Source organism: Streptomyces sp. NPDC048270 (genome assembly GCF_040652335.1).
Taxonomy (GTDB): Bacteria; Actinomycetota; Actinomycetes; order Streptomycetales; family Streptomycetaceae; genus Streptomyces.
Genome location: NZ_JBEZLV010000012.1, coordinates 148,645 through 161,256, shown reverse-complemented (window position 1 = coordinate 161,256; position 12,612 = coordinate 148,645). Strand labels below are relative to the sequence as shown.

Annotated in this window: 11 protein-coding genes; 10 read left to right on the top strand and 1 reads right to left on the bottom strand. The window is 73.3% G+C overall.

The window, feature by feature from the left end; genetic code table 11:
- Positions 1 to 279: 279 nt before the first annotated feature.
- Positions 280 to 1,455, bottom strand: a complete 1,176-nt coding sequence (locus AB0D66_RS13985; protein WP_362301557.1) for a sensor domain-containing protein — start codon at positions 1,453 to 1,455, stop codon at positions 280 to 282.
- 147 nt (positions 1,456 to 1,602) lie between these two features.
- Between AB0D66_RS13985 and AB0D66_RS13980 the strand changes: the two genes are divergently transcribed.
- From AB0D66_RS13980 to AB0D66_RS13935, 10 genes are read left to right on the top strand one after another with little or no spacing between them, the layout of a single operon-like run.
- Positions 1,603 to 2,010 (top strand): NADH-quinone oxidoreductase subunit A, encoded by a 408-nt coding sequence (locus AB0D66_RS13980; protein ID WP_069921479.1) that lies wholly within the window; start codon positions 1,603 to 1,605, stop codon positions 2,008 to 2,010.
- On the top strand, positions 2,001 to 2,588 hold the full coding sequence (locus AB0D66_RS13975) for an NADH-quinone oxidoreductase subunit B family protein (RefSeq protein ID WP_362301553.1): 588 nt from the start codon (positions 2,001 to 2,003) through the stop codon (positions 2,586 to 2,588). The genes AB0D66_RS13980 and AB0D66_RS13975 overlap by 10 nt, the downstream gene beginning before the upstream one ends.
- Positions 2,585 to 4,771: an NADH-quinone oxidoreductase subunit C gene (locus tag AB0D66_RS13970; RefSeq protein ID WP_362301550.1), complete on the top strand. Its 2,187-nt coding sequence runs from the start codon at positions 2,585 to 2,587 to the stop codon at positions 4,769 to 4,771. Before AB0D66_RS13975 ends, AB0D66_RS13970 begins: the two co-directional genes overlap by 4 nt.
- On the top strand, positions 4,768 to 5,736 hold the full coding sequence (locus tag AB0D66_RS13965) for a complex I subunit 1 family protein (protein WP_362301548.1): 969 nt from the start codon (positions 4,768 to 4,770) through the stop codon (positions 5,734 to 5,736). The genes AB0D66_RS13970 and AB0D66_RS13965 overlap by 4 nt, the downstream gene beginning before the upstream one ends.
- Positions 5,736 to 6,344: an NADH-quinone oxidoreductase subunit I gene (locus AB0D66_RS13960; RefSeq protein ID WP_362301545.1), complete on the top strand. Its 609-nt coding sequence runs from the start codon at positions 5,736 to 5,738 to the stop codon at positions 6,342 to 6,344. The genes AB0D66_RS13965 and AB0D66_RS13960 overlap by 1 nt, the downstream gene beginning before the upstream one ends.
- Complete coding sequence (locus AB0D66_RS13955) at positions 6,341 to 6,931, top strand: NADH-quinone oxidoreductase subunit J (RefSeq protein ID WP_362301543.1); 591 nt, start codon at positions 6,341 to 6,343, stop codon at positions 6,929 to 6,931. The genes AB0D66_RS13960 and AB0D66_RS13955 overlap by 4 nt, the downstream gene beginning before the upstream one ends.
- Complete coding sequence (nuoK, locus tag AB0D66_RS13950) at positions 6,931 to 7,278, top strand: NADH-quinone oxidoreductase subunit NuoK (protein WP_069921485.1); 348 nt, start codon at positions 6,931 to 6,933, stop codon at positions 7,276 to 7,278. Before AB0D66_RS13955 ends, nuoK begins: the two co-directional genes overlap by 1 nt.
- Positions 7,275 to 9,275, top strand: coding sequence for an NADH-quinone oxidoreductase subunit L (locus tag AB0D66_RS13945; RefSeq protein WP_362301538.1), 2,001 nt, complete (start codon positions 7,275 to 7,277; stop codon positions 9,273 to 9,275). The genes nuoK and AB0D66_RS13945 overlap by 4 nt, the downstream gene beginning before the upstream one ends.
- 38 nt (positions 9,276 to 9,313) lie before the next feature.
- Entirely contained in the window at positions 9,314 to 10,867 is a 1,554-nt protein-coding gene (locus tag AB0D66_RS13940) for an NADH-quinone oxidoreductase subunit M (protein WP_361754104.1), read from the top strand.
- On the top strand, positions 10,864 to 12,411 hold the full coding sequence (locus AB0D66_RS13935) for an NADH-quinone oxidoreductase subunit N (protein ID WP_362301535.1): 1,548 nt from the start codon (positions 10,864 to 10,866) through the stop codon (positions 12,409 to 12,411). Before AB0D66_RS13940 ends, AB0D66_RS13935 begins: the two co-directional genes overlap by 4 nt.
- The last annotated feature ends 201 nt before the right edge of the window (positions 12,412 to 12,612 follow it).

The window sequence follows — 12,612 nt, the reverse complement described above, 5'->3', positions numbered from 1 at the left end:
GGCGCCGCCCCCGGGGGGCGGGGGGGCGGGGGCGGGGGCGCCGCCCCCCCCCCCGGGGGCCCCCGGTCCCCGGCCGGTGGGGGGGGTTGGGGGGGGGGGGGGGATCTCCCCCCCCCCCGGGCGGGGGGGGGGGGGGGCGGGGGGCGCCCCCCCCGCAGCGGCGCCGCACCCGACCACCCCCACCCCCACCCCCACCCAAGCGCAACGCAAAACGGGACCCCCGCCCACCCGGACGAAGGCCCCGCAACCCAACAAGTCGGCAACCAGCCAACCCGCCAACTACCCCCGCCCCCGCCACGGCAACTCCGCCGTGACCACAGTCCCCACCCCCACCGGCGAGTCCACGACGAACACCCCGTCCACAGCCCCCAACCGCTCCGCGAGCCCCGCCATCCCGGACCCCCGAGACGCATCCGCGCCCCCGCGCCCGTCGTCCGACACCCGGATCAGCAGCCGCTCCCCGGCCCGCCACACCTCCACGCTCGCGCCCCGCGCAGCGGCCCCCGCGTGCTTGCTGACGTTCTGCAGCAGCTCCGACACCACGAAGTAGGCGATCCCCTCGATCGCGGCCGCCGGCCGCGCCGGTAGATCCACCGCCACCTTCACCGGCACCACGCACCGCGCCGCCACCGACGACAGCGCCGCGTCCAGCCCCCGGTCGGTCAGCACCGCCGGATGGATCCCGCGCGCGAGGTCCCGCAGCTCCTGGAGGGCCAGCTTCACCTCCCCGTGGGCCTCGTCGACCATCGCCGCCGCGCCCTCCGGGTCCTCCAGCAGCTTCTCCTTCGCCAGGCCCAGCCCCATGGCCAGCGCCACCAGCCGCGCCTGCGCCCCGTCGTGCAGGTCCCGCTCGATGCGCCGCAGGTCGGCCGCCGCCGTGTCGACGACCACGCCGCGGTCCGACTCCAGCTCCGCGATCCGCCGTTCCAGGTCGTCGGAGGGCGACAACAGCCCCCGCACCATCGCCCGGTCCGCGTTCGCGAGCAACCGCACCAGATACGGCAGCACCGGCCACAGCACGAACAGCCCGGTCAGGGCTACCGTGAAGGTGAGCACTCCCCAGGGGAACCGGACCAGCTGGTACAGCACCGTCCGCCAGCCGACCGGGTCCTTGATGCTCGTCCACAGCCAGGGGAAGAACCCGCCCGCCCGCCGCGGGCCGGGAATCGGCGTCGGCTCGTCCACCCGTACGCCCAGGAGCACCCGGGCCCGTGCCCGGTCCAACCGTCCCAACTGACGAGACACCCAGAGACCACATGCGAGCAGCGGAAGACCGATCGCGGTCACGGACAGACCGCCCGTCCCGGCGACCATGACAACCGCGTAGACGAAACCGACCACCGCCAGTGGCAGGTTGCTCACCAGATGGGCGATCTCCTTCCACGTCACGGCGCTGAAGACGGCGCGGACGGGGGGCGGCCGGTCGTTGTCGGGGCTGTCATGGCTCGTGGTCATGCGGCACAGCCTGCCAAGGGCCGTCCGCGGACGCCATGGGGTGGCCGGGGGGCTGTGAACGGGGGATAACCCCACCCTGTGTGAGGCAGGCCCTAGACTCCCGCCTGTACCAGATCATCGACAGTGACCGAGGAGCGAGGAACGGACGTGCCCGAACCGACGGTATCGACCGTAACCGTGCTCGCGGCGGACTACTTCCGGAGTTATTCGGTCGTCGGTCTGCTGGCCCTCCTCGGTGTGCTCTTCGTGGCCGTGGCGTTCGGCGCCGGCCGCCTGCTGCGGCCCGTGGTCCCGACCCCCGAGAAGCTGCTGACGTACGAATGCGGTGTGGACCCGGTCGGCGAGGGCTGGGCGCACACCCAGGTCCGCTACTACGTCTACGCGTTCCTCTACGTCATCTTCGCCGTCGACTCGATCTTCCTGTTCCCGTGGGCGACGGTGTTCGCCGCCGCCGGTTACGGCGCCACGACCCTGGTCGAGATGTTCATCTTCCTGGGCTTCCTGGCCGTCGGCCTGCTCTATGCGTACAAGAAGGGCGTCCTCGAATGGACGTGACACCTCAGCCGGAGCTGCTCCCGGAGCCCAAGCGCCTGGGAGTCCTCTCCCGCCTGGCCCCGGAACCGATGAAGGTGGTCCTGAACTGGGGCCGCCGGTACAGCCTGTGGGTCTTCAACTTCGGTCTGGCCTGCTGCGCGATCGAGTTCATCGCCGCCTCGATGGCCCGGCACGACTTCATCCGGCTCGGCGTGATCCCCTTCGCGCCGGGGCCCCGCCAGGCCGACCTGATGATCGTCTCGGGCACGGTCACGGACAAGATGGCGCCCGCCGTGAAGCGGCTCTACGAGCAGATGCCGGAGCCGAAGTACGTCATCTCCTTCGGTGCCTGCTCCAACTGCGGCGGCCCCTACTGGGACTCGTACTCGGTCACGAAGGGGGTCGACCAGATCATCCCGGTCGACGTCTACGTACCCGGCTGCCCGCCCCGCCCGGAGGCGCTGCTCCAGGGAATCCTCAAGCTCCAGGAGAAGATCGCTCGGGAGTCGCTCGCGGAGCGCTATGCGGCCGGCCCCTCCGTAGGACAGCTCACCAGCGGCCTGGTCACGCCCCCGCCGGCCCCCGGGAGCGGCGCGTGAACCTCTACGACTCCCTTCCCGACGCGGCGGCGACGGTCTTCGGCGAAGAGGCCGTGGGCTCGTCCGCGTACGAGGTCCTGACGGTCGACGTACCGGTCGGCTCCTGGATCTCCGCCCTGGAGATCGCCCGGGACAAGCTGGGCTGCACCTACTTCGACTGGCTGAGCGCGGTCGACGAGCCGGGCACCGGATTCCAGGTCTGCGCGCACGTCGTCTCCCTGGAGAACCACCGGGTACGCCGCCTCCTGCTGCGCACGACGGTCCCGCACACCGCTCCCTCCCTCCCCTCGGCGGTCGCCGTCTACGCGGGAGCCGAGTGGCACGAGCGCGAGACGTTCGAGATGTTCGGGATCGTCTTCACCGACCACCCGCACCTCGTCCACCTGCTCCTTCCGGAGAACTTCGAAGGACACCCGCTGCGCAAGGACTTCGTCCTGGCCGCGCGCGTCGCCAAGGCCTGGCCCGGGGCCAAGGAGCCGGGCGAGGGCCACGACCCGGACGCGCCCAAGCGCCGCCAGATGCTTCCGCCGGGCGTCCCGGACCCCAACGACTGGGGCCCGATGAAGGGCCAGCTCCCGCCGGCCCCCGCCCGCCCGGCCCGCACCCCGCGCGCCGCAGGCGCGGCGGGCGCCGCCGCCCGCCCCGCGCGCGAGGGCGCGCCACCCCGCCGCACCCGCTCGACCACCGACGGCTCGGCCACCCAAGCCACCCCGGCCACGGACACCCCGCGCCGCACCCGCCCAACCGCGGAAGGCACCACCAACCAGCCCACCCCCGAGGCAAACGCGACTACCCCGGCGACGCCGTCTGCCCCTGCGACGCCGTCTGCCTCGGCGACGCCGGCGGACCCGGCGACTCCGGACGCCCCGGCTACCCCGGCGGGCCCAGCCGCCCCGGCGACTCCGGCGGCCTCGGTGACGCCGGCGGACCCGGCGACTCCGGACGCCCCGGCTACCCCGGCGGGCCCAGCTGCCCCGGCAACTGCCGACGCCCCGGCGACTGCGGATGCCCCGTCGACGCCGGCTGCCGCGGCTGGCTCGGCTCCCCCGGCGAGTGCGGACGCCCCGGCGACCTCGGCCGCACCGGCGACTCCGACTGGCTCGGCTGCCCCGGCCACCCCGGACGCGCAGACCCCGCCCCGTCCGCCGCGCCGAACCCGCTCGGCTTCGGAAGGCTCGGCCAGCCAGGCCAGCCAGGCCAGCCAGGCCAGCCAGGCCAGCCAGACCAGCCCGGCCCGGGAGTCCAAGACCCCCACCCGCCCGGCCCCCAGCAGCCCCGACGCCCCGTGGCACGACCCCAAGCCGGCCTTCACGAACCCCGAGCCCACCGCTGCCCGCCAGGCAAAGCCCGAGCCCGATGCCGCTCCCCAGGCAAAGCCCGAGCCCAAGGCCGCGCCCGCGGCAAAGTCCGCGCCGCCGGCCGACGCCCAGGCGAAGCCCGCCCCCGAGGCCGGCTCGCAGGCCAAGCCGGAGCCCGACGACGCCCCGCAGGCAGATCCCGCCTCCGAGGCCGCGCCCGCTCCGCAGGCCGATCCTGCTGCCGTGCCGCAGGCGAAGCCCGCCCCCGAATCCACACCCGCGCCGCAGGCTGACACCGCGCCTGCGGCGAAGCCGGAGCCCGCGCCGCAGGCCGATCCCGCGCCCCAGGCGCACCCTGAGCCCACGACGGCCCAGCCCGAGCCGCAGGCAGACGCCGAGCCCGCGCAGGCGGAGCCCACGCCGCAGGCGAACCCCGAGCTTGGATCGCAGGCCAAGCCGGCCCCCGAGCCTGAGCCCACGCCGCAGGCGAAGCCCGAGCCCGATGCCGCGCCCCAGGCCAAGCCGGCCCCCGAGCCTGAGCCCACGCCGCAGGCGAAGCCCGAGCCCGATGCCGCGCCCCAGGTGCAGCCCGCCGCCGAGGCCTCGACCGGGCCCCGGCAGGCGGAGCCCGCCCCGCAGCGCGAGCCTGCCCCGCAGCGCGAGCCTGCCCCGCAGCGTGAGCCTGCCGCGCAGGCAGAGCCCGGGCCCGACCCGCAGCCCGAGCCTGCCCCGCAGGCAGAGCCCGCCCCGCAGGCGAAGCCCGCCCCGCAGGCGGAGCCCGGCCCGGGCGCGGAGCCCGACCCCAGGTCCGCGAAGCCCGGCGTTCAGCCGGAGCCGCGGGCCGCCGCCGAGCAGCCGCCGACCACCCCGGAGGGAGACGCGTGAACGAGGTCCTCGACGTCGCCCTGCGGCTGATCATCGTCTTCGCCGTGTTCCTCGTGCTCCCGCTCGTCGTCGGGCAGACCGAGCACAAGGTGATGGCGCACATGCAGGGCCGCCTCGGCCCGATGTACGCCGGCGGCTTCCACGGCTGGGCCCAGCTCGTCGCCGACGGCGTGAAGTTCGCGCAGAAGGAAGACATCGTCCCGGCCAACGCCGACCGCCGGATCTTCCAGCTCGCCCCCGCCGTCGCCCTGCTCCCGTACCTCCTCGTCCTCCTCGCGATCCCGATCGGCCCGGGCGAGGGCGCCGTCGGCCAGGTCATCGACGCCGGCGTGTTCTTCGTGCTGGCCGTCATGGGCGTCGGAGTCCTCGGCTCCCTCATGGCCGGCTGGGCCTCCGCGAACAAGTTCTCCCTGCTCGGCGGCCTCCGAACCGCCGCCCAGCTGCTCGCCTACGAGCTCCCCATGCTGCTGGCCGCCGCGTCCGTGGCCATGGCCGCCGGGACGGTCTCCCTCCCCGGCATCGTCGAGAGCTTCGAGTGGTGGTGGCTGCCCTGGCAGATCGTCGGCGCGCTCGTCTTCTTCACCGCCGGCCTCGCCGAACTCCAGCGGCCCCCCTTCGACATGCCCGTCGCCGACTCCGAGATCATCTTCGGCGCGTACACCGAGTACACCGGCCTGCGCTTCGCCCTGTTCCTCCTCGCCGAGTACGCCGGCATCGTCGTCCTGTGCGCCCTCACCACCGTCCTCTTCCTCGGCGGCTGGCAGGGCCCCTTCGGCGCCGAGGGCCTCGGCTGGGTCTGGACCCTGCTCAAGACCGCGATCCTCGCCTTCGTCGTGATCTGGCTCCGCGTGACGTACCCCCGCCTGCGCGAGGACCAGCTCCAGAAGCTCGCCTGGACCACGCTCATCCCGCTCGCGCTCGCCCAGATCGCGCTCACCGGCATCGTGAAGGTGGCGATCCAGTAATGCCCATCCCCGGATCCGGTCTCGCCAAGGGCCTCGCGGTCACCCTGCGCACGATGACGAAGCGCTCGCACACCGCCCAGTACCCCGAGGTCCAGCCCCAGCTGCCGCCGCGCAGCCGCGGGGTCATCGGACTGTTCGAGGAGAACTGCACGGTCTGCATGCTCTGCGCCCGCGAATGCCCCGACTGGTGCATTTACATCGACTCCCACAAGGAGACGGTCCCGGCCGCCACCCCCGGCGGCCGCGAGCGCAGCCGCAACGTCCTCGACCGCTTCGCCATCGACTTCTCCCTCTGTATGTACTGCGGCATCTGCATCGAGGTGTGCCCCTTCGACGCCCTCTTCTGGTCGCCGGAGTTCGAGTACGCGGAGACCGACATCCACGAGCTGACCCACGAGCGCGACAAGCTCCGCGAGTGGATGTGGACCGTCCCGGCTCCGCCCGCCCTGGACCCGGCCGCCGAGGAACCCAAGGAGATCGCCGCCGCGCGCAAGGCCGTGGAGAAGGCCGAGGCCGCCGCAGCGGCAGCCGCCGCCGAAACCGCCGCTGCTGCCGAAGCCGAAGCCGCCGCCACCCAGCCGCCGACCACCCCGGAGGGAGACGCGTGAGCCCCGCCGTCACTCTCGCCGCAGCCGGAGGCCAGGGCTTCCTCTCCCCGACCGGCGTCGAGATCGCCTTCGTCCTCGTCGGCCTCGCCACCCTCGGCGCGGCCCTCGTCACGGTCACCACCAAGCAGCTCGTGCACGCCGCCCTCTGGCTGGTCGTCGCGCTCGGCGGCATCGCCGTCGAGTACCTGCTGCTGACCGCCGAGTTCATCGCCTGGGTCCAGGTCCTGATCTACCTCGGCTCCGTGGTCGTCCTCCTCCTCTTCGGGCTGATGCTCACCAAGGCCCCCATCGGCCGCTCCCCGGACGCCGACTCGGGCAACCGCTGGATCGCCCTCGCCGTCGCCGTCGTCGCCGCCGTCTCCCTCGTCTGGGTCGTCGTCGACGCCTTCCGCACGACCTGGATCGACCTCGACGGCCCGGTCCAGGGCTCCACGAAGGTCTCCGGCGAGATGCTCTTCCAGCACTGGGTGCTGCCCTTCGAGGCGCTCTCCGTCCTCCTCCTCGCCGCCCTGATCGGCGCCATCGTGCTGTCACGCAGGAACACTCCCGCCGAAGACGGCGTCGCCAGTGACAAGGGGCAGCACTGATGCACCTCGCCTACCCCGCCGTCCTCGCGGCGCTGCTCTTCTGCACGGGCCTGTACGGAGTACTCGCCCGCCGCAACGCCATCCTGGTCCTGATGTCCGTCGAGCTGATGCTCAACGCCGTCAACCTCAACCTGGTGGCCTTCGACGTCTGGCTGCGCGACACCCTGCACGCCGGCCAGGCGCTCACCCTCTTCACCATCGCCATCGCCGCAGCCGAGATCGGCATCGGTCTCGCGATCGTGCTGATGGTGTACCGCAACCGGGGCACCTCGGACGTGGACCGGCTCCGCGACACCGCCGAGGGCCACGAGCCCACCCTGAACGATCAGAGCGAGGTCACCGCGTGAGCACCACGACCCTCGCCGTCCTGGTCCCCGTCCTGCCCTTCCTGGGCGCGGTCGCGGGACTGCTCTTCGGCCGCACCGCTCCCGGCTTCGTCCGGCCGCTCGCGATCCTGCCGACGCTGGGCGCCGCCGTACTGGCCGTGCTCGTCGCCGTCCGCCACGGCGGGGGCAAGGCGATCGACACCGCGACCGAACTGACCCCGACCGGGTCGGTGCCGATCGAGCTCTCGCTGCACCTGGACGGCTTCGCCGTGCTGGTCGCCGTGCTCGTCGGAGTCGTCGCCACCTGCGTACAGCTCTACTCGACGGCGTACCTCCGCGACGACCCGCGCTACCCGTCGTATGCCGCTCTGGTCTCACTGTTCACCTCCGCCATGCTGCTCGTCGTCTACTCCGGCGACCTGATGGTGCTGCTGGTCGGCTGGGAGGTCATGGGCATCTGCTCGTACTTCCTCGTCGGCCACTACTGGGAGACCGAGGCGGCCCGCTCCGCTTCCCTGAAGGCCTTCCTCGTCACCAAGCTCGGTGACGTCCCCTTCCTGATCGGCCTGTTCGCGCTCGCCACCGACGCCGGCTCCTTCCGGATCACCAAGATCCTCGGCACCGTCGCCGCGGGCGGGCTCGACCACCCGACGCTGATCGCCCTGCTGCTGCTCGCCGGAGTCGCGGGCAAGTCCGCGCAGTTCCCGCTGCACACCTGGCTCCCGGACGCCATGGCGGGCCCCACCCCGGTCTCCGCGCTGATCCACGCCGCGACGATGGTCGCCGCCGGCGTCTACTTCATCGCCCGTCTCCTTCCCGTCTTCGCGGCCTCCCGCGCCGCGCTGGTGGTCATGGCCGCCATGGCGGCCGTCACGATGGTCGGCTCCGCCCTCGCCGCCCTGGCCCAGGACGACATCAAGCGGGTGCTCGCCTACTCCACGGTCGGCCAGCTCGGCTACATGACCGGGGCCCTGGCCGTCGGCGACCGCGGCGCCGCCGTCTTCCACCTCCTGTCCCACGGCGCCTTCAAGGCGCTCCTGTTCCTCGGCGCGGGCGTGATCATCCACGCCGCCGGTACGAACTCCCTGGCCGCCATGTCCCGGATGGACGGCCTGGCCAAGCGCATCCCCGACGCCTTCTGGACGATGACGATCGCGCTGCTCGCGCTCGCCGCGATCCCGCCGTTCGCCGGCTTCTTCTCCAAGGAAGCCGTCCTCGTGGCCGCCGAGCACACCGCCACCGGCCACTCGGAGTTCGCCCCCGGCGCCGCCGGCTGGCTGGTCCTGACCGCCGGCCTGCTGACCGCCCTGCTCACCGCCGCCTACGCCACCCGGCTGTGGCTGATGGCCTTCCGCGGCCGGGGCGCCGCCGCCCCCGACCACGGCAAGGAGCCCGTCGCCATGACCGGGGTGCTGTGGCTGCTGGCGATCCCGTCCACCGCCTTCGGCCTCGCGGCGGGCCCCCTCGCCGACTGGTTCGACGGCAGGGAACTCACCCCGACCCTGACCACCTCGCTCCTCGGCACCGGCGCCGCCGTCGTCGGCGGGCTGCTCACCTACGCCCTCTGGCAGCGCGCCACGGCCAAGGCCGTCGCCGCCGGATACGGAGCCGGCCCGTCCGCCTCCGTCGCCGCCGCGGAATCCGCCGCCGAGACCCCCGAGGTCGCCGAGGTCACCCACGACCACCCCGCCGTCCCGGCCGGCTCCGCCCCCGACCCGGGCAAGGCGTTCCTCGGCCCCCTGCACCGCCACGCGGCGGACGGCTTCCACCTCGACGCCGTCTACGACCGGCTGTTCGTCCGCCCCGTCCGCGCGGCCGCCGGCCTGGTCCGCTTCCTGGACCGCGAGGTCGTGGACACCTACGTCCGCGGCGCGGGCGGCAGCACCCGGCTGCTCGGCAGCCTCGTCCGCCGCGCCCAGACCGGCAACGTGCAGAGCTACCTGAGCGCCCTGCTCGCCGGCGCCGTGGTCCTGGCGATCGCCACCGCCGTCCTCGCCAACGTCAACGCCGGATCGTGAGCCGTGAGTCAGCCGTGATTGATATCAGCCCGTCCGTGATGCAGTTCCTTCTGGCGTTCATCGTGGCCGCACCGCTCCTCGGCGCGGCCGCGGCGCTCCTGCCGCCCCCGCCCGGGCTCAAGGGCCGCAGCCCCGAACAGGCCGTGCTCCGCCACGGCGTGACCGTGACCGGCGTCATCCTCGCCGCGGCGATCGCCCTCACCCTGGGCTTCGACCACGACGCCCCGTCCCGCTTCCAGGCGACGACGGACATCAGCTGGATCCAGGCGCTGAACGTCCGGATCCACCTCGGCATCGACGGCATCTCGCTCCCCCTCCTCCTGATGACCGCGCTGCTGTTCTTCCTGTGCGCGCTCTACAGCTACTTCAAGCTCCCCGAAGGGCCCTCCCCGAAGGCCTTCGTCGCCCTGCTGCTCGTTCTCGAGTCCGGCACCCTCGCGACCTTCGCCGTCCTCGACCTGCTGCTCTTCTTCCTCGCCTTCGAGATGGTCCTCATCCCGATGTACTTCCTCATCGCCCGCTGGGGCGGTGCTCAGCGGCAGGCCGCCGCCTGGAAGTTCATCCTCTACACCCTCCTCGGCTCCGTCGTCATGCTGCTCGGCCTGCTGCTCATCGGACTGAAGAGCGGCACCTTCGACATGGTGGCACTCGCCACTGACAACGGCCGCGAACTGACCCACACCACCCAGCTCCTGGCCGTCCTGGCCATCGGCATCGGCCTCGCCGTGAAGACCCCGATGTGGCCCCTGCACAGCTGGCTCCCGGACGCCCACACCGCCGCCCCCACCGTCGGCTCCGTCCTGCTGGCCGGCGTCCTGCTCAAGATGGGCACGTACGGGTTCGTCCGCATCCTGCTCCCCGTCACCCCCGACGGCATGGCCACCTTCGCCCCCTACCTGGGCGCGCTCGCCGCCATCGGCATCGTCTACGGATCCCTCGCCTGCCTCGCGCTCGCGCGCAAGGGGAGCAAGGGCGACCTCAAGCGCCTCATCGCCTACTCCTCCGTCGGCCACATGGGATTCGTCCTCCTCGGCATCGCGTCCATGACCCCCACCGGCGTCAACGGCGCGCTCTTCGCCAACATCGCCCACGGCCTGATCACCGGCCTGCTCTTCTTCCTGGTCGGCGCCCTCAAGGACCGCTACGGCACCGCCGACCTCGACACCCTCGCCGGGGCCACCGGCGCCGCCCTCTACGGCCGCGCCCCCCGCCTCGGCGCCCTCCTCGCCTTCGCCGCCGTCGCCTCCCTCGGCCTCCCCGGCCTGGCCGGGTTCTGGGGCGAGATGCTCGCCCTCTTCGGCGCGTTCGACCCCGCCGAGGGGCTCTCCCGCCCCGCCTTCCTCACCTACACGGCCCTCGGCGCGTTCGGCACCCTGCTCACCGCCGCCTACCTGCTGATCGTCGTACGACGCGTCTGCATGGGCGACCCGAAGGCCGGCCCGGAGCTCGCCGTGGCGGACATCCAGCGCTACGAGTTCGCCGCCTGGACCCCGCTCGCCGCCCTCACCGTCCTCGCCGGCCTGTGGCCCGCGGTCCTCCTCGGCCTCACCGACCCGGCCGTCCAGAAGCTCCTCGCAGGAGGCAACGCATGACGGCCCTCACGGTCCTGGCCGCCGACACCCCCAGCCTGGTCCAGTCCGTCGACTGGCTCGCCATCGCACCGGTCGTGATCACCGCCGCCGTCGGCCTGGCCGTCCTCGTCGCCGACCTCTTCGTACCCGAACGCGCGAAGCCCGCCCTCGGCTGGATCTCCGTCGCCGGCCTCGCCGCCGCGACCGCCTCCCTGCTGCCGCTGCGCGCCGGCGACCGCAGCACCTTCTGCCTCCTCAGCGACCCGGCCGCCTGCAGCTACACCGCCGACCACTTCACGCTCGTCGTGCAGTTCCTGGTCCTGGCCGGCGCCCTGGTCACCGCCCTGCTGTCGGTCACCGCCGTCCGCGACACCCGCCTGCCCGCCGGCGAGTACTGGTTCCTGCTGCTCTCCTCCGCCGCCGGCGCGGCCCTGCTGCCCGCCTCCCGCGACCTCGCGACCCTGATCGTCGCCCTCGAGGTGGCCTCGCTGCCCGCCTTCGCCCTCGTCGGCATGCGACGCGGCGACCGGCTCTCCTCCGAGGCCGCGCTCAAGTTCTTCCTCTCCTCGGTCACCGCCACCGCCGTGTCGCTGATGGGCGTCAGCTTCGTCTACGCCGCCACCGGCTCCATGCACCTCACCCAGGTCGCCGACCGCCTCGAGGACGTCCCCGGACAGCTCGACACCCTCGCCATGGCCGGCGTCGCGCTCACCCTCGTCGGCTTCGCCTTCAAGACGGCGGCCGTCCCCTTCCACTTCTGGGTCCCGGACACCTATGTGGGCGCCCCGCTGCCCATCGCCGGATACCTCTCGGTGATCGGCAAGGCCGTCGGATTCACCGGCCTCATCCTCGTCACGGTGATCGCCTTCCCCGCGTACTCCGACATCTGGGGCCCGGCACTGGCCGTCCTGGCCGCCCTCACCATGACCCTCGGCAACGCCGCCGCCCTGCGCCAGTCCGCCGACCGCCCGAACAGCGCCGTACGGCTGCTCGCCTGGTCCTCGGTGGGCCAGGCCGGCTACCTGCTGGTCCCGATCGCCGCGGCCGCGTACTCCGAGCGCGACCAGATCGGCTCCACGGTCGCCTACGCCCTCATGTACGCCGCCGTGAACCTGGGCGCCTTCGCCGTGGCCGCCCTGGTGGCCCGTACGAAGCCGCTGCACCGGATCAGCGACTACCGGGGGCTCTACGCGGAGCGCCCGGCGGCCGCGCTCTCGCTGGCCTTCTTCCTGCTCTGCCTGGCCGGTCTGCCGCCGGGCATCATCGGCCTCTTCGCCAAGGTCACCGTCTTCCGGTCCGCGGTCGACGCGGGCCTGGGCTGGCTGGCCGTGGTCATGGCCGTCAACGTCGTCATCGCGCTCTACTACTACCTGCGGTGGACCGCGCTGCTCTTCCGCGCGCCGGAGGCCGCCGAGGGCGCCGAAGGCACGGAGGCCCGGACCGTCACGAAGGCCCCCTGGCCGGTCACGGCGGCCATCGCCGTCACCGCCGTCACGGCGGTGGTCCTCTCGGGCGCCCCGCAGCTGGTCCTGCGCGTCGCGACGGGCAGCCTCTTCGCGCAGTGAGCCCCGCCCGGCCCCGCCCCGCCCGTCGCCGCGCGGAGACGGGCCGTACGCGGATCCCGTACGCCGTGCGCCCGCACCCGTAACCCGTTCGGAGCAGCGCCCGCCGCCGCCCCGCCGCCCCGGCCGCAGGGGCGGCGGCCCCGTGTGCCCTGGGAACCAGACGCGTCCACCTCGCGTTGACCAGGAAGGGAGGGTCCACTG

Coding starts and splice junctions, on each gene's coding strand:
- AB0D66_RS13975 (WP_362301553.1), top strand. CDS start 2,001: ATGGACGTGACACCTCAGCCGGAGCTGCTCCCGGAGCCCAAGCGCCTG.
- nuoK (WP_069921485.1), top strand. CDS start 6,931: ATGCACCTCGCCTACCCCGCCGTCCTCGCGGCGCTGCTCTTCTGCACG.
- AB0D66_RS13940 (WP_361754104.1), top strand. CDS start 9,314: ATGCAGTTCCTTCTGGCGTTCATCGTGGCCGCACCGCTCCTCGGCGCG.
- AB0D66_RS13935 (WP_362301535.1), top strand. CDS start 10,864: ATGACGGCCCTCACGGTCCTGGCCGCCGACACCCCCAGCCTGGTCCAG.
- AB0D66_RS13960 (WP_362301545.1), top strand. CDS start 5,736: ATGCCCATCCCCGGATCCGGTCTCGCCAAGGGCCTCGCGGTCACCCTG.
- AB0D66_RS13985 (WP_362301557.1), bottom strand. CDS start 1,455: ATGACCACGAGCCATGACAGCCCCGACAACGACCGGCCGCCCCCCGTC.